Source organism: Synechococcus sp. EJ6-Ellesmere, assembly GCF_024345875.1.
Taxonomy (GTDB): Bacteria; Cyanobacteriota; Cyanobacteriia; order PCC-6307; family Cyanobiaceae; genus Regnicoccus_A; species Regnicoccus_A antarcticus.
Map to the genome: position 1 here is coordinate 1 of NZ_JAGQBY010000002.1, position 24,279 is coordinate 24,279.

At 57.9% G+C, this 24,279-nt stretch carries 19 protein-coding genes and 1 pseudogene; 2 read left to right on the forward strand and 18 right to left on the reverse strand.

Translation table 11 applies throughout. From position 1 onward, the window contains the following. The coding region (locus tag KBY78_RS00245; protein WP_255141825.1) for a phytanoyl-CoA dioxygenase family protein at positions 1-651 on the forward strand (651 nt) is incomplete at its 5' end. A 37-nt stretch (positions 652-688) separates the two neighbouring features. On the opposite strand, the gene KBY78_RS00250 is transcribed toward KBY78_RS00245, so the two are convergent. The 7 genes from KBY78_RS00250 to KBY78_RS00280 form a co-directional block, all read right to left on the reverse strand. Next, positions 689-1,039, reverse strand: a complete 351-nt coding sequence (locus KBY78_RS00250; protein WP_255141826.1) for a hypothetical protein — start codon at positions 1,037-1,039, stop codon at positions 689-691. Between the two features lie 543 nt (positions 1,040-1,582). Beyond that, entirely contained in the window at positions 1,583-1,912 is a 330-nt protein-coding gene (locus KBY78_RS00255) for a hypothetical protein (protein ID WP_255141827.1), read from the reverse strand. A 213-nt stretch (positions 1,913-2,125) separates the two neighbouring features. After that, a complete protein-coding gene (locus KBY78_RS00260; protein ID WP_255141828.1) occupies positions 2,126-3,550 on the reverse strand; it encodes a coproporphyrinogen-III oxidase family protein in 1,425 nt (474 codons plus the stop codon). A gap of 396 nt (positions 3,551-3,946) precedes the next feature. After that, complete coding sequence (locus KBY78_RS00265) at positions 3,947-5,245, reverse strand: hypothetical protein (protein ID WP_255141829.1); 1,299 nt, start codon at positions 5,243-5,245, stop codon at positions 3,947-3,949. 95 nt (positions 5,246-5,340) lie between these two features. Further along, positions 5,341-10,119, reverse strand: a complete 4,779-nt coding sequence (locus KBY78_RS00270) for a non-ribosomal peptide synthetase (RefSeq protein WP_255141830.1) — start codon at positions 10,117-10,119, stop codon at positions 5,341-5,343. 1 nt (position 10,120) lies between these two features. Continuing rightward, a complete protein-coding gene (locus KBY78_RS00275) occupies positions 10,121-13,393 on the reverse strand; it encodes an amino acid adenylation domain-containing protein (RefSeq protein ID WP_255141831.1) in 3,273 nt (1,090 codons plus the stop codon). A gap of 35 nt (positions 13,394-13,428) precedes the next feature. After that, positions 13,429-13,638: an MbtH family NRPS accessory protein gene (locus KBY78_RS00280; protein WP_255141832.1), complete on the reverse strand. Its 210-nt coding sequence runs from the start codon at positions 13,636-13,638 to the stop codon at positions 13,429-13,431. A gap of 221 nt (positions 13,639-13,859) precedes the next feature. Here KBY78_RS00280 and KBY78_RS00285 point away from each other — a divergent pair, with 221 nt between their 5' ends. Continuing rightward, positions 13,860-14,669, forward strand: a complete 810-nt coding sequence (locus KBY78_RS00285) for a DNA alkylation repair protein (RefSeq protein WP_255141833.1) — start codon at positions 13,860-13,862, stop codon at positions 14,667-14,669. Positions 14,670-14,802: 133 nt separating this feature from the next. Here the strand turns inward: KBY78_RS00285 and KBY78_RS00290 are convergent, their stop codons facing one another. From KBY78_RS00290 to KBY78_RS00340, 11 genes and pseudogenes are all read right to left on the reverse strand, one after another. Further along, complete coding sequence (locus KBY78_RS00290; protein ID WP_255141834.1) at positions 14,803-15,126, reverse strand: hypothetical protein; 324 nt, start codon at positions 15,124-15,126, stop codon at positions 14,803-14,805. A gap of 29 nt (positions 15,127-15,155) precedes the next feature. Further along, positions 15,156-15,956: a sulfite exporter TauE/SafE family protein gene (locus tag KBY78_RS00295; RefSeq protein WP_255141835.1), complete on the reverse strand. Its 801-nt coding sequence runs from the start codon at positions 15,954-15,956 to the stop codon at positions 15,156-15,158. Positions 15,957-16,293: 337 nt separating this feature from the next. Then, positions 16,294-17,015, reverse strand: a pseudogene (locus KBY78_RS00300) (transposase); the annotation flags it as partial. 69 nt (positions 17,016-17,084) lie between these two features. Beyond that, entirely contained in the window at positions 17,085-17,675 is a 591-nt protein-coding gene (locus tag KBY78_RS00305) for a sigma factor (protein ID WP_255141836.1), read from the reverse strand. Positions 17,676-17,678: 3 nt separating this feature from the next. Continuing rightward, positions 17,679-19,334: a terminase gene (locus tag KBY78_RS00310; protein ID WP_255141837.1), complete on the reverse strand. Its 1,656-nt coding sequence runs from the start codon at positions 19,332-19,334 to the stop codon at positions 17,679-17,681. A gap of 3 nt (positions 19,335-19,337) precedes the next feature. Continuing rightward, on the reverse strand, positions 19,338-19,847 hold the full coding sequence (locus KBY78_RS00315) for a hypothetical protein (protein WP_255141838.1): 510 nt from the start codon (positions 19,845-19,847) through the stop codon (positions 19,338-19,340). Then, positions 19,837-20,202 carry a hypothetical protein gene (locus KBY78_RS00320; RefSeq protein ID WP_255141839.1) on the reverse strand — a complete coding sequence of 122 codons (366 nt, stop codon included), beginning with the start codon at positions 20,200-20,202 and terminating at the stop codon, positions 19,837-19,839. The genes KBY78_RS00315 and KBY78_RS00320 overlap by 11 nt, the downstream gene beginning before the upstream one ends. A 10-nt stretch (positions 20,203-20,212) precedes the next feature. Further along, on the reverse strand, positions 20,213-20,590 hold the full coding sequence (locus tag KBY78_RS00325) for a hypothetical protein (RefSeq protein WP_255141840.1): 378 nt from the start codon (positions 20,588-20,590) through the stop codon (positions 20,213-20,215). Positions 20,591-20,701: 111 nt separating this feature from the next. After that, positions 20,702-21,418, reverse strand: coding sequence for a hypothetical protein (locus KBY78_RS00330; protein ID WP_255141841.1), 717 nt, complete (start codon positions 21,416-21,418; stop codon positions 20,702-20,704). Between the two features lie 308 nt (positions 21,419-21,726). Next, positions 21,727-23,877 (reverse strand): PriCT-2 domain-containing protein, encoded by a 2,151-nt coding sequence (locus KBY78_RS00335; protein ID WP_255141842.1) that lies wholly within the window; start codon positions 23,875-23,877, stop codon positions 21,727-21,729. Positions 23,878-23,904: 27 nt separating this feature from the next. Next, the gene (locus KBY78_RS00340) at positions 23,905-24,114 is read right to left on the reverse strand and encodes a hypothetical protein (protein ID WP_255141843.1); all 210 of its coding nucleotides are present in this window, start codon (positions 24,112-24,114) and stop codon (positions 23,905-23,907) included. Positions 24,115-24,279 lie beyond the last annotated feature (165 nt).

Sequence of the window (24,279 nt, forward strand, 5' to 3'; positions counted from 1 at the left end):
GGTGACGACCTGTTTTGCTGGCGCACCGAGTTCTTCGCTAAGTACCCTGGCGATGAAGGCACCGATTGGCAACACTCCCGACATATGGCAATTGGAAGCGGATTGCCTCCTGTCATTGCGACCGAGCCACACGAGAGATACCCGGAAATCTTCCTTACCCTGGCAGTCTGGACCGCCTTCACTGACGCGACAATTCAGTCTGGTTGTATTCAGTTCCTGCGAGGCTCTCACAGAGACTTGTACATGGATGATCTGAAGCCCATGAGCTGGGACTCAGCTCGTGTCAACAAGTTTCTGTGGAATGGGGAAAAGAGAAGTCTATTTGGGTATGACTCTAGCGAGATAGAAATCGACACTACTTGGCGTTCTAAGGGGCAAGACGTGGTGAGCGTGGAAGTCCGAGCTGGCCAAGCGGTGATCTTTTGGGAGGCGACAATGCACGCTTCCCTTGGAAACACAAGTAAGTCAGAGTCTCGCGTCTCCTTCGTTTCTCGCTATGTGCCCACCAACGTCCGGATTTACCCCCACCAGGACAAGCTTTCCGAATATGGCGGCGAGGTAGACCTGAAGTGTTGGTCGCCAGTGTTAGTGAGCGGAGTTGATCTCTATAACTACAACCAACGCTTAAGCTGCAAGGGCATGACAGATTAGCTTGAAGATGTGGGAGCGTGATGAAGCCGCTAGGCGGCTACACCTCAGTTTCCTTGTCATCGAGAGAATTAGCCCGAACTCTCATCGCTTCAACCACGGCATGGAATCCGCGAACTAATTGGGGGCTCTGTGAGAGGCCTGCCTCCGTGATTCCACCAGGCGTAGCAATGCTCTCAACACAACCACCAAGTTTGCCAATCGGGAAGTCTCGACCAGATAGCGAAGTGGCGAAGATAGTCTCAGCAAGGCTATGCCACTGATCACTAACTTGCCGGGCGTTGAGGAACTCAGCAATAGCAATTCTCAACGCCTCCCGAACGACGGTTGCAAAGGGAGAAGTGAGAATCATCAACTCATTAAACACGTAGCTATCTTTCACGGTACTCACAGGGCCAAGTCCCGCGAGAAACTCACGGGTTCTGCACCATACTTCGGGGCTGCAAGTAGGCTCCAGGGCGAAGAAGAAAATTTCGGCCGTGCCAGCAAGTAGAATTGGAACGACACGCACTAGGGTGGCGCCTGCTAAGAGCGAAACAAGGGTAAAAGAAGGAGTATCTGCTCCGGCTAGCAACACCAAACCAGAAAAACTCGTAAATAGGCTCGGATGAGCTTGGACTAGAGTAGTCAAAGCGGAGTTAGGGATCGCGGAAAAGAGGATTGGATGTACAGCGACCTCCTCGAGAGAGACACCTCTTAACCCTGGGTATTTGGTTCCGGGCAACTCGGCTTCCGCGAAACGTCGGCTCCATGCAGGCAACTCAGCCCCCCAGACATGCATGTAAGACCTGCCTATAGCTTGACCAAGCCGGCCACTGCCAATAAGGCTAACTTGGTTTTGTAGAATCACCGGACACACCCAAGCTCAACCAAGGCTCTGAAACAGCAACACAGCCTCTAGCACGCACCATAGCGCTGTTTCCTCGAAGAGTTCTTACACCGCCAACCCACTCACATGATCCTCAAGAAAGTGATAACCGTGGCCATCATGAAAGTGACCGACAATTGCAGGGTAGTCTTCTTGGCTACCAACCCAACTGTGGGCCACTCCTTCCGGCACAACGATCATGGCTGCTTCTGGAAGATCCTGCTCTCCGTCGCGTGTCCTTAGCTTGGATATGCCGAATGTGAAGTAGTAGGCTTGAAACTCGTGGTAGTGACTGGCCACTCGCTTGCCAGAGGGTACTTTTGTCTCCTGCCAGCCAGGCGCCTTAGCAAGGAGAGCCCTATTTTCAGTTGAAATGGCAACAACTGTTACACTCATGGTCTGAAAATCTACTGGTTGTGTTGATTCAGGTGTCCCTAAGGCGCTTCTTAGCTGCACCCGGCTTTTTCATTATGGCTGGCTTATTCATCAATTGTCAACAGGCTAATGGTGTGGGCATGTTAAAAGTAGTCTGTATGTATGGCCGATCGCCAGAATGACTTGTAGGCAAGGTCATTGAGGTATCTCCAAGGTCATCAAGAATAATGCAGGTTAAACATTGTGTAACATGGTGTTCCTCGCAGCCAATATACGCGTCGATGCGCACTCCGGGCCTGAGGCACCATCGAATGTCCAGTTCAGTTGATCACGCATCCGTGCGCAGACCCGATCGTAAATGCGCCTCTGCCCATCGCTCAAGAACCCGACCATAATCTGCGCGTAGAATCTCGCCCCCCTGGGGGTAAGAGTGAAATCATCTCCGTCCTGAGAGACCAGTCCCGCCTGAACAAGTGCATTGAATTTTGGGCCGATGAAGTCACTGATGCCGAGTTCAATAGCCTCGCCAAGATCAGCCCTCATGCGTTTGCCAAAATATACGTAAGACTTCTCATATGCATGGCCTGGTGAGGCATCAGAAATCGGCAGCTCTCGTGCTTGAGTGACCCGGCGAATGTAGTCTACTTCCGATTGCGTGTTGCAGTAGGCAAGGCCTCGTATCGAACTATAGGCGCTAGCGCCAAGCCCAATATACTCATCAAAGTAGCCGCCGTAAACGATATTGAACATGTACTTGCATCCAGGCATGCCAGGCTCCGCAAAGAAATACATATTCTGGGCCGAGTATACCTCTCCAAGTTTGGAGCGAGCTCGGTGAAACATTTCCCAACGCTGAGTGCTTGGCGGTGGTGGTGGCAATTCTCCATGTCGGATTTTATCGAGGAGTTTCGGCAGCGTAGCGAGATAATCAAGGGGAAACACTGATATGTTGCCAACATCAAGTTCGAGCGCCCCAGCCATATCAGTGACGACTTGTTCTTCTGTTTGCCCCGGATACCCGACAATCATATCCAAGTTGGACACTTGGAAATACTTCCGCGAGATTCGAGCCAACTCGTAGATCTGATCAAGGCTAGCCGTAAGGTTCATCATTTCCCTAAACTCGGGATGGAGCGTCTGAACCCCAAAGGAAATACGATTGGCGCCCGCCAAGGCTGCCGCGTCACAAAACTGGTCCGAAGCAGACTTCGGTTCAACTTCTATGGTAAACTCAACATCGCTTGTGAGCCTAAGAGTCGATTTGATCGTGTTAATCAAGCGCTCGATTTGAATTGGAGTCAAGACCGAGGGTGTTCCACCACCGATATAGACGGCATCAAACTCCCACGATCTTGCAAGTGGTGTCTCCGCCAAGAGACAGATTTCCAAACACAAAGCGTCTAGATAACTTGCGATGCGCTCTTGGGTCCCTACAGACTTCACAAATGGACAAAACCCACATAAGCTATCGCAAAAGGGGATGTGGACATAAAGACCTCGAAGGCCTCTCTTAGTGGCTGCGCCTTCCTTGTCGAGAAACAATCGCGCCAAACCAAGCGGATCAACACTGAAACTGGAGTCAAAGAATGGATAAGTGAATGACTCCAGGAGAATGTCTCGCGGTATGAAGCTCGGCAAATCAAGGTCAGATCGGCTCACCACAGACCTCTCGAAAAAAACCTCTTCGCGTGCACTTAATAAATGGAATCAACTATTAATCGCCGGGAAATCCCCTTGCTGCCTGGCCCACCTGGGGTACCGCAGAAGGAGAAGTGGCTAACCCTTGGCGCGCGTCAAGGATCTTGCCTGTTTCGTCGCAGATAGAAATCCGCAGAGACTCTCCCTTGATGGGGAGCCAACCTTTGATGGGGAGCCAACTCTTGTAGGGCGGAGAAACCATCTTACTATCGTCAGTTAGCAAATAATCCATTTCAATCTCCTGTAGAAACTCTGAGGTCTGACCCAACCGCGGATTGAATCCAAGCATTCGGATGACTTGCATTACTTATGCGACTCTAACAAACATCACTTTCTCCTGTCAAGATCTGAGAAATCCTAACTAAAACCAAATTCCGTAGCGATGCTGTCAAGCTCCGCTAGGGCGCTGTCCGGTGTCTCGCCACGAACCGCGAGGCATGCTCTCACGTCCGGCAGCCCAATTGCGACGTTTGTAGCAACAGTCTCGATATTGTAAGCAATCACATCCTCACTCCTTGAGAGTCTCTCAGTTAAAGCAGCGCCAGCAGCGTACTTTGTCCGATTGCCTTCGTCTATGTAGCATGCGGCAATGGCTACATGCAAGCCGGAGTCTAAGCCAAGGCCAGCAATACGTCTGAGTTCACTTACCATTTCAAACGCAGCATAAACATGCGCGGCGCGCAAATCTACGCCAAACCTAGCTCGCACCATTTCAGGAATGAAACCACCGCCGGGCCGAGCCAACAGGTCAGTCATGAGTGGACCGGCGGTTGTCATTGCGAATTCGGCGTGGAAGACAGTATTCCGGACGCCAATGCGATCAAAGACTCGGACTATTACATCTGTAAACAGCGAAACGGGAACGTTGTGCATATCTGCTAGAGTAGTAATCCTCCGGTCCATGTAGGGAGGATCCGGATCTACCCGACGCTTCTCCGAAAATGAGGCGAATAGCACTCTTCCGTCAGCGAAAATCCCGTCAATAAGGATTTCACGTTGTCCCGCATTCAAGCCAGAGTAGGGCCGCAGGACGAATTGACGATTAGGCGTTGTCACTGCCGCCGCCTCGAAAACCTCGGAAGGACTCTCTAGGATCTCGGAAACCTTAGCCTCCGTGATAGCCATGCAAGCAGGAGAGATACTTGAGGCCAGGACCGCCCTTTCGGTCACACCCTCGACAACTCGGGCTGCACTTGCAAGCGCATTGGGTGACTCAACTACAATGCCGGCAGCTTCCTGCCCAGGAATATCCTCAAGGGCACGAAACACGTTGGATCGATCGACTGTCGCCAAGGCAGCTTGCACCTTTGCGGACGTCCAGCCCCCCGTTCCAGAGTTAAAAATGGCTGCCGAGGGGTAAGCAGCTTCGACAAACGGAACGGCGATGCCCCGACTTGCTTCGGTATCGTTAATAAACACTCGCGCGGACTGCGCCGCGAGTAAACTAAATGCACGGCCGATCTCACTCTCTCTTGGTTCACTCGCGCCCGTTGCTGCCACCAACTCCTCAAGTGTGTTAAGACCGACATCCGGAGGCGACGGGAACAGGAGTAGTGTATTTTCAGTGCCAGGTCGCCTGTAGGTCAGCAGGCTGAACGCGATCGGATTGAACGAATCTGGCTGGTAGGCCAGGTAATTGCCGCCGTCCTTAGACATTTTAGTTCTCCTGCTTCATAGCTGCCACATTCGGCTTGTGAAAAATACGATACTTGCCATGCGCCTCAGAGTCAATGTGTTTGTCAGAATAGGCTTCATCGGCCACTGTCGGGAGTTGTCGGCGTGCAGGCAATAGCGGAAATTGTCTTTGCCACGGCATCGCTGTGCTGTTTGGACAAAAGCGAAAAGTGATCGCCAGGGACGGAATGCCGGCGTATGTGGGGTAGCTGATCTCCCCAGCCCCTGTCTTCGTCGTTGTATGCCGCAGCAGGCGCCCCTTGAAGGTCTGGCCAGCCCTCATCGGCGTAAAGGAAATGGATTGGAGTGGTACAGACGGCGGGCTCGTACTCGAGAAAGGCTCGGAGATTGTTCTCGAGAACCCGGTGAATCCTGCTCCAGACCTCGGTCGGACCTTCAAGCTGCTGCAGGGCGCGCATGCCCGGATAGTCGAATTCTCTTAGGAGCCGATAGGCAGCCTCCATGTCAGATGTTGCACCATTCCTCCCCACTCTCATAACAAACGAGTCTAGTAGAATTACCTTGAACAACGGGTCGCTTGGCCCTTCCCGCTGTGTCGATAGCTGCTTGGCGACTTCGAGCGCGATATTTCCGCCGAAGGACCAACCAATAAGAATCAACTGTCTATCCTGACAGAGGGAGTGAATGATCGGGGCGTACTGCTCACAATACGCAGCTATCGTTGAACAAGGCTCAGTGTCGCCATCAAGACCTGGTGCCTGGAATGCAAAGACGTCAAATCGATCGGAGAGAAGATTAGCCAGGTTGTAAAACGGCGAAACGGTACCCTCGGCCCCATGCACAAATACAAGTGCCGGCTTGCTCCCTGGAGAAGTTGCCAGTGGGACCAAGCACTGCCACTGGGACTGGCGGGCAAGTTCTATCGCCTCCGCAAGTGCCTTCACCGAGCCAGAGGTGTATAAAATGTGCAGTGGGAGCTTGACGCCGAACTCAGCCTGACATCGTATGACCACCTGGATGGCCATCAGCGAGTGTCCGCCAAGCTCGAAGAAACTTGCTGTGAGGTCGACAATCGGCCGGTTCAGCGCCTCCTGGAAGATACATCTCACCCGGCCCTCCGACTCGCTTACCAGAGGCTCGACAGCAGATGTCGTAGTTAGCAATTGACGAGCGCGTTCTTCGCTGAGGCCCTCGAGGTCCGTCTTTCCACTGGGCGTCGTTGGGATCGCGTCCACCGTGACAATCTCCGATGGAACCAGGTATGGCGGGAGTACACCGGTGAGGTGGCGAAAAATCTCCTCTCTTTCCGCGGCCAGATCACTGCTATTGACGACATAGGCTACTAACCGGCAATCGGCCCCTTCGCCAGCGGCTGCGACGACGCACTGGAATATGGAAGGATGAGAGAGAATGGCCTGCTCTATCTCGTCGGGCTCAATTCGAATACCGGCGACTTTCAGCTGGCGATCCTTCCGTCCCACGAACTCCAGTTCGCCGTTGGAGTAGTACCGGCAGAGATCACCAGTTCGATAGAGTCGGCTTCCTGGAACACCGAACGGATCTGGTATGAATCGCTCGGCCGTAAGCGCTGGTTGCCCCAAGTATCCGTGCGCCAGGCCGAATGGATTCCCGATATATAGTTCGCCAGGGACCCCAAATGGAACAGGCTCGAGCTCTTCGTCCAACAAGTATAGTTGGAAAACCGAGGATGGGGTCCCAATTGGGACATAAGATCCATGGTTGTTACTCCTCATTATTTCTGTGTCGGCCACACCGTGAGTCTCTGTCGGGCCGTAAAGGTTAACAAGCCGAGCATTCGGCAGTTTCTCAAAGCAGCTTTCCCGGATTCTCGAACTAAGGCGTTCGCCTCCACTGAAGATCCACTTGATGGAAGTGCATGCACCCAGTGGTAGCGACAGAAGGAAAGTCTCCAACATGGAAGGAACAAAGTTGATAAGAGTAACACCGTGATTCTCGATCAGTTCGAGCAAGCAGTCCGGATTCCGGTGTGCTCCGACCTCGGCAACTACCAGCTTGCCTCCATAGTATAGCGGCCAGAAGATCTCCCAAATCGAGACGTCGAATGTAAAAGGAGTCTTAAAGATGTGCACATCGCCTGTCTGCACTGGATAACGCGCCTGGAGAGAACGCATCGACATGATTGCCAAGTCCGTCGGAAACTGCACTGCTTTTGGCACGCCTGACGTTCCAGAAGTGTGCATGATGTAGCAGGCAGCACTTGGCTTTCGATGCAGTTCGATTGGACGAGTATCGGACGCACCAATCGCCTCAGCGTAATCTTCCAGAGTCACAACTTCCCAATCGCCGCCTTGGACGGCCGGACGTGATGCTCGGTCTGTGACTACATGCGTGACAGCCATGGTTTCTAGCATGGACGACAGCCTCGCCTGCGCATAACTCCCATCCATTGGCGCATACGCCGCGCCGACCTTGACAACAGCGTAAAGTGCTTCAACGAGTGAGACACCCATTTGCATGCACACCGCGACGCGATCGCCCTCCTTAACACCTATGGCACGAAGGAACCAGGCCAACCGACTCGAGCGCTCGTTCAGCTCGCCATAGGTGAATGATCGGGAACCGCTGAGTAGCGCAATCTCCTCGGGATGCTGCCGCGCGTAGTCCTCGAAGGGAGCGGCGAGACTCATCGCATCGTCTGGCGACATTAGCTGTCCCCGAAAGCTGCCAAGCAGGTGAATACGCTCTTGGTGACCCAGGAGCGGAATATTTGAAATCGGTTTGCTCGGCTCGAGGAGAGCCTGCCTGAGCAAGCAACTAAACATTCGCCCGATCGCATCGGCGTCATCGCGTGAAAAGCGCGATAAATCGTACTGGATCTTTACAGAGATGAATCTATCCTCGCATGTGACCGCGAAGTGCAATGAGCTGAGGCATGTAAACTGATCTAGTGGATTGGACCGAAATAGTGACTGTGAGATCCTGATGGGAACAACCGGCGTCGACCAAACCTTAGCGCTAGACTCCAGTATCTCCATGCCAGTTTGATGGACCTGGCGCCACTCGACACGTTGCCTAGTCACTCGGTTAAAGACTTGCTGCAACGTCTGCGAGCCGTCCGTGCCAGAACGCAGGCACAACCAGACGCAGTCGGCAGGCAAGCCGTCCGCTGACTCTCCAAGAGGATCACAAACCCCAATGACAGCTTCAGCATCTACGATGAAGCGGAGACTTAAAGAGAGAATCGCCGCCACTATTACGTCAACAGCAGTGCCACCCAGCGTCTCAGCGAGAGCGTATGCCACCTCACTGTTCTCTCGACCGATCGTGACATCAAGCTCGCCTCTACCATACGGGATACCAGCGAGTGGTAAGGGTGGGAGCGTGCGTGGCAACTGGAAGTAGGAGTGACTATCAGCGAAGCAGTGCTCCCAAATCGACTGATTCTTCCCCGACTTCTTCTTTGCCTCGGATCCCCGCGAAATCCGAGCGCGCATCGCGACGAGCGAAGGTACATCAAAGTCGCAGATCTTCGTGCAAGGCGCCTGGATGATCCCCGTGAGCACTTCTTGATAGCCAAGCGCTATCTGCTCCGCACTCTCGCGACTAAAGATGTCAGTGTTAAATTCAAGTATCGCTGAGAGTCCCGTCAACCTCTCCGACAAGTTTAAGTTTAGGTCGAACTTCGCAATTGAGAGGCTCTGGGTGAAAGGCTCTACAACGAGGCCAGGCAAGTCAAACTGACTAATCGGGATGTTCTGCAGTGCCATCATGGTCTGGAAGACCGGCGTTTGCCCCAGGGACCGGACCGGCTTCAGATGCTCCACAAGCACCTCGAATGGCAAATCCTGATTCTCCAACGCTTCAAGGGACGTCAACTTGATGCGTTCAAGCAAGTCGCCCAATGCCTCGATAGGTTCTACCTCCGACCGAATAACCACTGTATTGACAAAGCAGCCGATCAGCGCCTCAACCTCAGGACTTGGACGCCCTGCGACCGGAGTGCCGATACACAAGTCGGCATCACCTGTGAGGCGATTAAGAAGGACAGCATAAGCACTCATTAGAACCATAAAGAGCGTAGCCCCATGCTTGGCGCCGAGCTCCTTTAATGCGTCACGCTGCTCACTGGAGATCGCGAATCTCACCTGGCCGCCCTGCCCAGACATCATCTCTGGCCTTGGGTAGTCTGCCGGCCAAGTGATCGTTGAAGGTGCATTCTTGAGCTGCTCAAGCCAATAACAAAGCTGATCAGCGAATTCACCGGATTCAACTCTCGCCGCCTGTGCCTTCGCAAATTCATGGTATTGCGTCGCCAGAATGGGCGGACAGCAAGACTCGTAAAGCATTGAGCGGCGATAGAATAAGCAAAGTTCGCTGACAAATACGCCAAGCGACCATCCATCTGCAACAATGTGATGCATATTCAGGAGGAGAATGTGGTCGCGTTCCGCTAGGCGAATCAGTGAAACTTTTATCAGAGGGCCTGACGATAGATCGAAGCTATACCGGGCGTGATCCGAAATTACTGACGCGACCCCCTCGGGTTCAGGTAAGATATGGGCGATCTGGATGTGCAAGTCGTCGATGACGTATTGGACGGGCCGTCCATCAATGAGACCGAACCTCGCCCGCAGCACTTCATGACGAGCCACGACCTCATTGACTGCCGACTCAAGCGTCGCATAGTCGAGCTGACCTCTCAATCGAAGTGAAAATGGCACGTTATAACTAGCGTCTTCATCGCCCAACAATTGGCGCAAGAACCAAAGGCGTTTCTGACTGAATGAGAGGTCGCTAGTTTGAGGCGTTGAGCTGGGGAGCGACCCTCCAATTTCTGGGGCACTGCGCGACTCTCTACTCTCCTCCAAAAGGAGCCTCAAGAGCGCCTCCCTCTTGTCGTAGCTGGATTTCATTTCAATCCTCCGTCCGCCTCGTTTCTGCTGCCAACAATTCCCGCCGTCGCTGCTTATCCCCAAGAAGGGCCGCGACTTGCTGGTCAGACAGCTGTGCGATTGTCTTGCGTAGTGCCTCAGTACGATCGTCCGTTGGCGCGCTCGCGACGCATGCCGCTTCACTGAGCTGCCGTAGTAGAGGATCAAGTCGGCTAGCAATCAGGTTCGCTAGATCTACCAGCCGCGTGTGCATAAACAATTCACGCAACTGTAACTCCACGCCTAGACGATCCCTAACGCGAATAAGGACGCGAGTTGCAGACAGGGAGTGCCCGCCGAGCAGGAAGAAGTCGTCCTCCGCCGATGGCCATTCGTAGTCGAGAACTTCTGCCCAGATGCCTGCCAGGTCTTGAATGACCCCTTCAGCCTGGCCATGGCCCGGCATACCGCAACTAGCGTCCGGCTCGGGAGGCGACGCACGTTTCCCCGTAATCGTGTGACCAAGTGAATCAACAAAGTCAATTCGAGCTGGTATCATGAATGATGGAAGAACCAACTCGAGCGCGGACTTGACATCTCCCGTCCCGAGCGATTTCTCGTGAGACGATGACTGCTTTATGCTGGCCGCCAAGTTGCCACCCATATTTTGGCTAACAGCCCCAACGACGACATCCTGTACACCAGGTAGATTTCGTATCGCTTGCTCGACTTCGTCTAACTCGACACGAAAGCCACGGATCTTCACTTGCCTGTCGGCGCGACCGATAAACTCCAAGCAGCCGTCCGCACTACGCCGAACGCGATCACCAGTCTTATAGAGACGCGTCCCAGGCTCAGCCGAGAAAGGGTGTGGAACAAAACTCTCCGCCGTGAGTGCCGGGCGGCCGATGTAGCCTCGCGCGAGACCCTTCCCTCCTATGTAGAGTTCACCTTCGGAACCATGACGCACCTCGTTGAGCTCTTTGTCCAGCACATACACTTCCACTCCCCCGATGGGCAGTCCGATTGGGATAGTAGAAGCAGCATCGGGGATCTCCGGGCATTGGTAGGTGCATGCGAATGTCGTAGCCTCGGTCGGACCATACCCATTTAGTAGCTGCAGGCCCGGATAACGCTGCTGCGCTCGCCTGAAATGTTTGGCTGAAACAACTTCTCCACCAGCAATCACCGTCTCCAGGCCCTCAAGCATCTCTGGTGCATCTTCCACGATGGTATTAAGTAATGAAGCATTGAGCCACATAAGATTGACTTTGTTTATTCTTATGCGATTGGAAATCACTGCTGGCATGACCTCACTGTCGGGGTTTACTACACAGCAACCTCCGTTAAGTAGTGGTGCCCAAATCTCGAATGATGCGGCATCGAATGCGATGGATGACGAGTGCAAGACACATGGAGCAGAACCCACTCGAAAGTAATCCTGATCAGTTACGAGGTTCGCGACCGCACTCCGTGTCACAGCTATCCCCTTCGGCACACCTGTTGACCCAGACGTATAAAGTATGCAGGCAAGGTTTTCAGGTGAAGCGGCCTCCGGAACGAACTCTCCTGACTCGTGAAGCACGCACGAGTCCAGGCCGACTGGAATTTTCTTCGCATCAAAACCGCAGGCGATCGAGTGAGTAGCGCGGTTCGTAACGAGATGCCTAATGCCTGCGTCTTCGACCATCAGATCGAGACGTGCTCTCGGGAAGCTACTGTCGAGCGGAACGTAACAGCCACCGGTTTTCAGGACAGCCAGCGCCGCGACTATGAACTCGACGCTTCGATCCAACAGCAGCCCAACAGGGGTTTCGAGCTGCACTCCCGCGCTGCGAAGGCGGTGCCCCAACACTGACGACATAGCATCCAGCTTGGCGTAGCTGATGAAACGCTCTTGGTCAACAATTGCGATTGTGTCGGGAATCTCACGAGCGAGCTTTGCGATGCGCGAGACGATCGGATCGCCAGTGCAGGACACAGCCTGGATGGTCCCCGCCACCTGAGCCAACTGAATGCTGTCTCCGAAGCCTTTCTCACGGGGTGACACGAAAGACATGCCCATGTCTTCTACAATCGCGCTGAGGCGATCAAGGCAATCGCCGGCAGAGTCAAGTGAGAATATTGACAGTCCAACATTCGGCTTAAGCTCCTGAGAGCCTGGAGAGAGAATACTGACGTTGGAAAGGTCAAAGTTAAGCACTCCCCCCCTCTTGTCTCCATCTTCGAGCAGCCTACTCAACTTCTTGTGTGAATCTTCGGCTACTTTCTCTGCAGAGAATACTGCTGCAATTGCAGTAAATCGGTCAGGCACATGATGTGCGTGCGCAATCCGATGGAGCTCTGATTGCATACCGAGAACGCAGTATATGTGAGCCAACCTTAAATCGACGCCATAGGAGCTGACGATAGACTTGAAGATTAGACCGCCTCCGGGTCTGAAAGATAAGTCGATCGGGACGATCTCTCCGTTCTTGTCGAGCCGTACTTCTAGATGAAAGACGAATGACTTCACGGGAAAAGCATTGCCGAAGCTCGCCAGAAAGCCTTCAAGGCTGCCCTTTTCAATGGGATTGGCTGGTGGAGTCAGCATTGCCCGATCATGAATAGGATATTTGTTGTAGACCCGTGTCTTTTCATGAACAGCGCAGAACTCGACGCGGCCGCGCACCACGATGCCATCCAGGCAGTATTCTCCGATAGCACCGCCCCCGGGAGATATGTATGGCATGGCGAGAAAGGGCTCGCCGGGATCGACATCAGGAATCGCTCCTAAGAAGTCGCCTACTTCCTCCGGAGACTCTTGCCGGTTCGGCCTATACACCCCGCGAGACTCAGTACCGACAACTGGCTTCACGACATAGTTGTCTAGTGTGAGGTCAACACACCGGAGCACCTGCACCAAGTCGAGCAAGTCTCGCCCGAGCAAGCGTACCGGCAAAAAGATGCCTTGGGCTTCTAGGAGACGATAGAGCGTTTCCTTGTTGGAGATCAGGCGACTCGAGCAGAGTAAATCAGAGTTCGCACGCCCAATGTGCTCGTTTACCCAGTGGGCGAGTTCCTGTATATCATCGATGAAACTCGCCGCGCCGGCAAATGGAAGGTGGCTCTTGTCGAACAGAGCTGCAGGGATGGCAGCTGACTTGTTGCTAGAAAGACGAAGACTAGAAATTTCAGCCGCATTGAGCCGAACTATGTCGGCGTTGCCGCTCAAGATCGCCTCTTCGATAGAATTGAAGCCGCGAATGTCGCCGAATACAAGCCAAATGTCTCGGATCAGCTGATCGCGTTGGTGACGGATTGGAGTTTCCGACATTGTTGATCCCCGAGTGAATGACGAGCATTGGACAACTAATCAGAATTCGACCGGAGGCTCTTCGGAGTAATGTCGGTCCAAGATATAGCTATGTAATCCAGACAGTCGGATCTAACTCCAGAGAAGCCAGTACTCCTCCAGCCGTGTGGTATTGCTTTGCCGACTGGCCAGATTGAATGTTGATCCTCTTGGTTGACCACAACTTGATACTCCCTGCAGTCGGATTCCGACAACCGATCGCTCATTTCTGCCTTGTACACTTCTTGTCTTGCTTTCCGCAAGTTACGAATTCATTTTGACGGATTTTCCGGAGTCTGTCAAGCAGCGGTGGTTGCCTGGCGTCTGGCGTTGCCTACGCTCAGTGAGCCCATGTACAATCAAATGCTGACGCTCGAGTAGGAAGACTGGAGAATCATGCAAGGGCCTTCGCTTTCAAGCCACGACGATTAAACAACGAGGAAGGTTGATGCAGTACCCAGACCTACACGCCGAGGTTCTATCGGCGCTACTTGCTGGCGGTAACCCTGCACTCGGACGCAGGATTGCTGCTGACCGGCGCTCCCGTCTGGAGTATGTGGGCATCTCCGTCCCGGCACGCCGCAAGCTGGTCAGACAAGGTTTCTCCTTCTCCACAATCCCTGACGAACAAGAGCTGAACATCTGGGATGAGCTGTGGATGCACAGCGACAACGGCGACGTGCTCTTTTGTGCTCTCGACCACGTCCAGGCAATCGTTCGGCGGCACGTCGAGCCCACTCTTTGGCCCATTTTGCGGTGTTGGATCTGTCGTATCGAAAACTGGTGCCATGCGGACGCCTTGAGCGGAATTTACTCTCGCCTACTCGAAGCCGACCAGCAGTCCGTACTTCCGGCCCTGAAGGCCTGGAACCAAGTCGACGAACTTTGGTACCGGCGCGTTTCGATAACCAGTCTGGTTCATAACAGGGGTCAGAACGCGGTCTTCCTGCTCCCGGAGTCCGTTTTTCCGATGCTGACGGGTTGTCTCGACGACCACCGCGACGCGGTGCAGAAAGCCATTGGCTGGGTCCTGCGCGAGATGAACCGCGTGTTCCCCGTGGAAGTCCGAGGCTTCCTCGATGGTTCGTTGACGAGAATCGGAGCGACGGCCCTTTCGCGAGCGACCGAGCATTGGAATGAAGTAGAGCGACGGGCACTGCGCGAGCGGAGAAAGCAGGCCATGAAGTCCGACTGGCCACGGGCACGTCCACGGCGGGGGGCTTTGGCTGCGTCATGCTGCCTCCCTCCTATAGAATAATGGATACTTTAAAGCTCGTTTCTAGAATCGTAAGGCTTGGCAATTAAGGAAGCTCTGGACAACGCCCTTCACCTAATCACTAATAGGGGTAAAGTCCCCGGAAAGAACATAGTTGTGGATTCCAACCCAGAGATCAATCAACTGTTTCTGATCTCAGCGTGATCTTGCCAGGTCTTTTGTTCTGATCATTGCCCAATGGGTACACTGATTCCTTCTGCAACTTGTCAGCAACAGTTGGCGGCGGGCCAAGAATAAATTGGTCAGTGCTGCCAGCACATTGATCTTGCTGCGGAATGGTCATGCCCCGCAGCCGGGTATTCAGAAAGCCGAACTGCTGCTTGATCACTCGGAAGGGATTCTCACCCTTGGACCGGGTGTGTGCCTTGGCAGCCTCCACCAACTTCTCCACCCAGCCATCGGGCTTATCCGGTAATGCCCGTCGCTTGCCGGGGCACATGGCGACGCGACACTTGACGGTCTTGCCCTCTATCTATATAGTTTCACGACCTCCGTCCATGATGTGACGACATAAATTGCTCCAATGTTTGTCACGCTGATGCCAAAAATGATCTTGGTAAGCCTTGGGTGCACATACTTTGCTATCCGTGGTCCGATCTGTCCTCCAACAAGCACTCCTGCAACTGTGAAAATGAGAATATCGTAACGCAAGTTTCCCATTTTCATGTTTGTCAACGTGATGCTCCAATCTGCGATTGCCTCAATGCATATGGCCGTTGCATTGGCTTTTAACGTTGAAAGACCACCTCTCTGCTCAAAAAGTGGTTGATGCACCTCCGCCATACCCGTTCCTGTAGAGGCAGAAAATGCACCTGCTAAAAATTGACAAATCGTGTTAAATGGCCTTGCAAGGACTTTGAGATCCGTCGAATCATTGCCGCCAAGTCTATTCTCGCCTGCCAGGTAGATTTGGTAGATCGCTATTGAGGTTATCACCAGGCCCACTGTCATCCTCAGCAACGACCGCGGCGCGTAAACAAAAAAGATGAATCCTGCTGCAACTCCAGAAATCACATATGGGACAACTGATCGTAGGGCTTTGCGGTCAATGCTCGTCGTCTTGTCGCACATTCGTGCATATGTAATTGCTCCATTCGTCATTCCTATGGTTTCAGTTGCGATTCCTGTTGCGATCGATTGCGAAAGGGGCACTTTCAGGAAGAAATACAAAATTGGTTGGAATAAAACACTCCCCGAAAATCCAGAGGCCGTTGCAAGAATGCAGACAACAATTGCTATTGGAAACAAAAACCAAAATTCCCAAGACATTAGAGTTCTCTTTACGTCTCCTCGAAAATTCCTGAATCTCGACAGTCATGCAACGATAGAGGCATTGCATCTATTGGTTTCATCCTGCCTCGCAACGAAGGGACCAATATCTTGATGGTGTCCTATTTTTAATAAGTGTAGGTTTTGCTTTTCCGCATCCTCTGTCTTGAAACACTTCTTAGTGGCTTTGTAGAAATGGGGTTTCCGGATGGCGGCAGTGGACTTATCTCCAGATAGTGCCTTCGCCAGTTGCTTGGGTGTACTACCCCGGCAATCTCGCGTTTGTGCGCTCGTGGTTCCTGGACGACGCGGCCTGCCTGGACTATCTGGATTGACTGACAATCAGGTCGTGGCGGTTCTCCATGAGCCCGTGGCGCGGTAACTCAGCTGCACTGGATGGGCATTGATTTTCGTGCCAGCAGGGCTTCAGGATCCCGCTGGGGCGGTGGGTGTCGTTGCTGAGCTTGATGCTGCGGAAATCGCTTTTGGACCGTTTCTTGCCTTCCCTGGGAGCACCAAGACCTTCGCCAGGCCCTGAGGGTGGTGGCGGTGGATCGTCCTGACCGTCGATCCGCTCCAGAGACGCGTGAGAAGCCCAGGTCTGGAGCAGCGTGCCGTCCACCGAGAAGTGCTCATTGCTGTGAAGGGGTTTCACCTCCGGTGCCTGCCCCCATCAGCTTCTCCAGGAACTTCCCCATCACCTGGTCATTCAGCAGGCGGTCACGTTTTTTTGGTGAACGTGGTCGGGTGCCAGATCGCATCGTCGGAGCTGAGGCCGACTAACCCGCGGAACATCAGGTTGTGGTGGAGCTGCTCCAGCATCAGCCTCTCGGAGCGGATGCCATAAAGTGCTTGCAGCAGAGAGGCCAGAAGCTGCTGCTCCGGTGGAACCGATGAGCGGCGTGCTGACACGTACAGCTTGCAGAAGGTGGGATTGAGCCGATAGAGCGCCTGATCCGCCAGCTTTCTGATCCGCCGCAGCTGATGGCTTGCAGGGTTCCGCTCCTCGATCAAGACGTAGGATAACAAATAGCCGCTGCGGTCCCTCTGACCTCGAATTTCAGTGGGGTAGTTGCCTCATTTTCGCAGGTAACGCAGGGTGTTCAGCGAACTCCTAATCGCCACAACTCAGGTGTCCGGCAGCAGCGCAATCACAGAGATCGAGCAGGCCTCCTGGATCTCCCGCCAGCGCTCGGCCGTGATCCCTAGCCGCTCCGGAACTACATGGGGCGGCAGACCCTCCCGCAACAACTTCTGGCCGCTGGCATAGAGATCGCGCCAGGACGGCGGCACCTTGATCGCAAAGCCGTGGTCCCGCAGGTAGTGGGTGATCTCACCGTTGGCGTAGGTACGGGCGTAGGGCCGAAACGAGCGCCCCCCCGTCCCATCAAAGCGAGCCGCCGCCTTGAGCAGGCCGATCACTGCAAGCTGGCGCAGATCATCGAAGGAATGGGTGGTGCGCCGGGCGAAGTTACCGGCGATCTTGTCCGCCAGATCCAGGTGCGCCAGCGCCAGGGCGTGTGCCGCGGCATGGGGATGCACGGGCCGGTGGCGGCGGTGCCGCATCCGGGGTTGCTGAGGCTCCGTGCTGTAGGGGAAGGCAAAGACCAGCTGCTGGTGCCCCTGGATGGGCGGCTCCGGGCGCGGACGCCTTCGTATGGAGCGCTCCACCCCCGAGCGGGGCTCCTGTAGCGGCAGCGGCAAGCAGAGCTGGCTCACGGCTCACCGCGTCAGCAGCATCGGCAGCGGATCGCGCTTGATGCCCAGACCGCGCCAGTAGCGGGTCTCCAGCCACAGGGCCCCATGGCCAAAGGCATCCACCAGATCCTTGGTGCCCTTGGGGAAGCGCGGCAGCTCCTCCACCAGCGGCGCGGCGCGGTGGTGGAAGCGCACCTGGCCCGCCTCCAGCAGCGGAGCGGCGGCATGGGCCCGCGACTCCTTGCTGCCCCGGGCGGGGATCGGCAGCAGGCCCGGCACCTTGCGCTTGAGGGTCTGCTGCACGGCCGGGCCGTTGGCGGCGTCCTCGATCAGCACCGCCTGGGGTCGCAGGCCTTGTGCGTCCAGCGCCGCGAGGGTGGAGAGCAGAAAGCGGATCGTCTGGGGTAGATCGAAGTGGTGCCGCGCCGCCCAGATCACCTCCAGCTCCAGCTGCGGGGCCAGAGGGCCTGCCGAACGCGGCCGGCCTGTGGGCTGCGCTGAATCCGGCAGGAGCAGCCCCATCAGCACGAAGCCGCAGTGATCGTTCTGCTCCTCCCCCTTGAACGACAGGTCGCAGGAGAGCACCAGCGGGGCAAAGCGCCGCGGCTGCTCGCGGGGGAAGGGCGGCTTGATCCAGGCCCGCTGGAAGATCGAGCCCTGAGCCGGCGAAGGCCGCTGCTGGTAGAGGGCGTTCCACCAGTAGGAGCCCACGCGGGAGCGGATCTTGAGGAGCTCGCTCAAGGGGAAACGCTCGGGGCAGAGGGCCTCGCCCGGCTGGCGCCAGTCGGGTTGCACCGTGCAGGACGCCGGAAAGCTCAGCTGGTCCCCTCGATGTTCGGCGATCGCCGGCAGGTTGAGGATGTGCCACTCCTGCGGGGCATCGCCGGTTTCCTGGGCCAGCAGCCACCCGACCACGTCCTCGTGGTCCCAGCGAGTGAGCACGATCACCTGGGCCGAGAGGTTGTGCTGCAGGGCGCCATCGCCCGCGTCGGTGAACTGCGGCTCGGCGCGAGTGAACCAGACGGCCTTGAGCCAGTCCTCGATGCGTGAGCGCACCCGGGCGGAGCCGGCATCGGCAGGGCCCTTGTAGGGGTCATCGATCACACCGAGGCTGTAGCCCTTGCCCGTGAACGGACCATCCACACCAGCCGCGATGCAACCACCGCGCTGGGTGGTGAGCCAGTTGCCAACGGCCGCTGAATCCTTGGAGAGCAGATTGCCGGTGACGCGGTAGAAGTGCCGCGCCTCACGGGAGTGGGCATAGGCCAGCTCACCGGAGTAGCTGGCGATGGCGGCGAACAGATGCGGGTGGCGGTAGATGAAGTAGGCGGGGAACAGCTTGGACACCAGCAGCGATTTGCCCAGCCGCGGCGGGCAGGTGACGATCAGACGCGAGAGCTGGCCATCGGCGATGGCCTGCAGCAGGGCGATCAGCACCAGCGCCCAGCGGTGGAAGCCGTAGCGGGGGTAGGCCTCAGTGATGAACTCCCGGAAGGTCAGCGGCGCCGAGCTGGCCAGGGCAAGGGCGGGGTCAGGCACACCGAGCAGGCCGAGATCACGCCAGGGGTCGCCGTGGTGGGGCGAGTGCAGCAGGCCGCCGGTGGGCAGCCCAATTACATCAAGCTCAGCTTTGCAAGGCCGGGACGGCCTGGTCGCCAGCAAATCGGTGGTCGGGCTCATGGCTTACTTCGCCTCCGACGGCTTGATCGGCGCCCGCAGCAGGCCGCCGATCTCGGCGATCACCCGCAGGGCACCGACAGCAGCGGAGAACTGCTCGGCATCCATCGCCCGGCGGGCACAGTCGTAGAGGGCGTAGATGTGCTGCGCCTGGTGTTCCAGGCGGTTGCTGATCAGCTCGGCCACCATCCGCTTGCGGGCCAGATCGAGGTAGCGGTTGATCGTGCGGGTGTTGCTCACCCCCCAGGAGTTGGCCGCATTTGCCCGCATCAGGCTCAGCGGCAAGCGCTGGGCGATCCAGAGCTGGGCCTCAGCGATGCGGCGCTCCACCTCCGCCACCGAGGCGCGCGGCGGCAGCTTCTGATGGGGAAAGCGGGTGGCCACACCACGCCTGGAGGGACGGTCTGACAGGAAGCAGGGGTTGCCGTCCTCGTCCTGGTGGGGTGCCGCGTCGCGCAGGGCTTCAACCCCCTCAGCGCACAACCCGTGGCGGGCGCAGGTCGAATCAGGTGTCATCGTGGCCGCACAGCAGGGCGCAGCGGACATAGGCCGCCCACTGCTCCGGGGTGAGCACGATCCGCCAGGTGCCGCCACGGAAGCGCACCCAGCTCGCCGCGAACGGCAGGGCCGCATTGCAGGCCTGCTGCTGCGCTTCAGCCGGCTTGAGCCGGGCGGCGGCGGCCACGTTCGCCCAGCTGGCGATCTGAATCACATGGCCGGGAACGCCCTCAATGTCACCGGTGTCGCCGCCGGCGCCGTTGGTGCGACCGGCCCCGAGCTTGCGGCGTGCAGGAAGTTCCAGCAGGGCGGCGATCAGCTGGGCCGCCTCCCGCTCGGCTGCATCCCCCTTGCGCTTCTGTGCGTTCGCCATCGGGGCCGGCTCAGACGGCCCTGGGTGCCTTGATGGTCCAGAAGGGGTTGCCGTGCTGGATGGTGGCGGTGCCGGATTCCACAGCAGACTTCTGGGCCTGTTTGAGGCTCTGCTCCTGCAGCCGCAGCGGCTCGGGGTAGGCGTAGGAGAGGCGGCCAGGCGACCAGCAGAAGCTGAAGTCGTTGTGGGAGAAGGAGGCATCCAGCTCGCCGCCATCAAAGGCGGCATGGAGTTGATCGAGCAGCGGGGTCAGTTCGCTCTCGATCGCCTTCTGCGCCGCCTTGAGCTGGGTAATGCGATCGAGCAGGGCGTCGAGATCAAGGGGCTCCGCCTGAGCGACGACCTCGGCGGCGGCGGAGACTGGCACCAGAGCGGGGCGGGAGACCATGGCGTTCGCCTGGCGAGCAGAGAATCCAGGGCGCCCTGGTTTGCGAGCCAATGTAACGGCCCGATAATGCAAGCCGCAAGCAGGCACCTCGCGATAGCGAGCCCTGTGGGCTCAGAAGGGGCGGTGGGTCGCCACGTACTGGGCCCAGACCGCGGCCCAGGCCGCCAGGCACTCCCGCCGGGGATATGGGGGCGAGAACTGGGTCCGGCCCGGCCGGCTCCAGATCGTCTGGCCGTAGTCGAACCAGTTGCCCTGGCTCCACTCCAGGGCCAGGTAGCCGCCGATCTGGGCGCGGGTGCAGTAAGTGCTGCCGCTGGCAGTGAGGCTCTTGAGATCGGCCAGCACCCGCGCCGGGCCGCTCACCCCAGCTGGGCGCTCGCTTGCTGCGGGGAGGTGTGGGTCGATGTAGGCGGTGTCGTAGGTGCCGGCCACATTGCGCACCAGACAGCAGGTGGGGCGCTCCGAGGCGATCACCTCCACCGCCTGCCAGCGCTCGTGGCCGATCAGCGGTTCGATCCACTCCCGGTAGGCCTCGAAATCAACCTCCGCCCCGCTCGGGGTGTTGCCCTGACCGTGTCCATCGGATGGGAGCACACCGGAGCGGAAGCGGCCGTTGAGGAAGAGCTCCAGGGCCTGGTGGCAGGTGTTGCCGCGCGGCTCCCACACGGCACGGCTGGCCTCGATGCGGCCGAGGGCGTAGCTGGACTTGGCCACCTGCAGCACACCGGTGATTGAGACCGGGAAGAGGTGATCGTCCAGCCAGTAGCGATGCTGCGGGTCGAGGCGTTGCAAGCCGGCGATCGGTTCAAGCCAGCGAGTGGTCGTCATGCCGGCTGGGGGGAGGGGGGTACACGTCAGGGAGTGAAGTCGTGAAAAATTCCGGTAGATCGATTGCCGTGCAGGCGGTGACACGGAATGAAATCGATGAAAACCGCGGTAATGGCCGTGAAACGCTGCTGCGGATCTGGTTCACGTCGTTCTCCCAGCTTTTCACAGCCTTTTCATCCATTCTGATCGCTGAGAACGATTGCACTGCAGTGCTTTAGGAGGAAAAAATCACTTTTTCATTTTATGGAAGGGGGACACACACAGGGCGAGGCGAGCCAACGAATTGGTGCAGCGGCCTGGCGAGCGGTTCAGGTCATCCAGACCTGCTGCTCAGTTCCGCCCTGCCGCGTCAGCTCCAGCAGCTTCTGCCCCTGTGGGCTCAGCCGCCAGGCCAGCCCCGCCTTGCGCACCAGCCCCCGCTTGCGCAGCCAGGTGAGGTTGTTGCGCACCGAGCCCTCCTGGAAGCCACCGAGATCGGTGCACAGGTAGGCGGTGCTGGTCGGCAGACCGCCCGCCTGCCGCAGCTCGATGGCATCGAGCACCGCAACGCGGCAGTTGCGCGTGATCAGGCCTTCGGTGATCGCAAAGCCGTCTTCGGTGAGGCGATAGCTGAACTCCCGTGGCGGACTGCCGCGCAGCTTGTGGACGCTCCAGACGTTGCAGGGCCCCCGGTCCTCGAGCTTGCGGGTGAGCTGGTGCACCGCCGAGGGAATTTGATTGATGTTCTGGCTGCCGGCGGCGGCCTGCAGGCCCTTGCCGGCACTTTTGCCTCCAGCCGGATGGTGCAGCCAGAGCAGGGAGCAGTGGCGACACACCAGCGCCTGCAGCAAACGCAGCAGGGTGCCGACCGGGCCGATGCCGAAGTTGATGCCGGCGAGCTCCAGCACCGCCTTGAGCGAATCGATCACCACCAGGGCGTAGCCACCACCGGCCAGCTCCAGGCGCAGCTCCTGCAGGCCGGAGGGGCTGCAGCACCAGGAGGGCAGACCATCGGCCGGCTCGGCGGCCCAGATCGTCAGCTGCTCATCCACGCAAGGGTCCTCGGCACAGCCGAGATCCTCCAGGTACTCGCGCACCATCGCCCGGGCGCCCTCGCCGCCATCGGTGCCGATCCACAGCACCCGCCCGCGGCGCGATGGCGGGATCTCCTGATCGAGGAAGGGGAGGCCCTTGATGCAGCACACCGCCATGGCGGCGGCGGCCATGGTCTTGCCGCTGCCGCCGGCGCCAAAGAGCAGGTGATCGCGGCGCCAGAGCAGAAAGCCCGGCAGCAGGTCCTCCGCCGGCGAGGTGATCGGATCGCTGAGGCGGCGGTTGCGGCTGCCGCCGTTGTGGGAGTTCTGCAGCGGCAGCTCCCAGCGGTGGGCCAGGGCGTAGTAGATGCGCTCGTCGATCGCCTGGCCCGTCACCCCGACGCTCCAGAGGGTGGTGCGAATCGCCTGCTCCTGGGCCCAGGTGTCGCGGGTTTCAAGCAGCAGATCCAGCGGCTGCTCCCGCAGCCCGGCGATCACCGCATCGCGGGCGGGTTCGGGAAGCGGCTGGGGTCCAGAGGCAGGGGCTTCGCTCTCCTGATCGTCGCCGGCCGGCCACGGGTACTGGTAGCCAGCGGCGGCGGCGTGGTGGTGGAGGCTGCCGATCGTGACGCCACGGCCCTTGAAGGAGCGCCACTTGGCCAGGCACTCGGCCTCATCGAAGCCGGCGCAGCCGCGTGACCACTCCACCCAGGCAGCCAGCAGGCCGGGATCGACCGAGTGGAGGGCCATGCCGACCGTGAGCCAGCCCTCGTAGTCCTCCAACGCAGGGATGTGCTGGAGCAGGTCAAGGGCGCGGGGCACATCCGCCGCCGTGGGGGCGTAGTCGCCGCAGACCGGTTCATCGGGCTGCTTGTAGAGCGGCTCCAGCAGCCATTCCGGTGCATCGGCCACCGACACCTGATCGGGAGAGCGGCCCTGCATCCAGCGGTAGTGACCCGTCTCGGGGTGGACGCCGGCGATCACCGATTGGTGGCCCGCCCAGCGCAGCTCAAAGACCGTTCTGGTCTTGCCCTCTACCGCGGCACCGGTCCAGCGGCGCCGGCCCCGCAGCAGATCCCAACTCTCAAATGGCACCCGGAAGGCGAGCTGGCCGCGATGGGGCAGACCCGATGACCAGCCGACGGTGGGCGGCAGGTCACGGTGCGAGCGGCCGTAGATGCGGCGGAAGCAGGCGGCGGCGCCGCGTCCATCGAAATCGAGGGCCAGCACACCAGAGGCAGGTCCAAGCAGCACCCCAACGGCATGGACGTGGGGGTTGTCGGCCAGGGCGGTGATCGCTTCGAGGTCGAGGCCGCTGTTGCCCCAGGCCAGCAGCGGCTCACCGCTGAGCGCATCGACCGGTCGTTTGCGGCCATCAATCGGCAGCAGCGCCCAGTCGGAATCGATCGCCTGCAGGCTTTCGATCAGCTGGGCAGGCAGGGGCATCAGCGCAGGGCCTGAAAGTGGGAGGGCTCAGAGGAGCGGCGGCTGCCGCTGTGGGGCGATGGCGCTGTCCTTGGTTGCGTCCCTCACCGCAGGGCGGTTACGGGACCTGCTCCTGCTCTGGCGGCGAATGTGATCGCGCAGGATCGCCCGCAGGAAGGTGGTGCGGGCCTCGCCGCCGCGATGCGCGTCGAGCCAATGGATCAGCTCAGGGGGCAGACGCACGGCAAGAGGACGCACGGCTTGGTAGCGCGGGGAGTCGAACCGTATCCCGTTTGACCCGTCCTCGCAAGGCTGAGGAAAATACGGAAACGGCCATAGGAGTGCTTGCGCAACGAAGGCTTGTGAACGCTGGGCAGCCGCAGCACCATGCCTTACCGTGCCGCTAACGAACCTCAGCCTTGT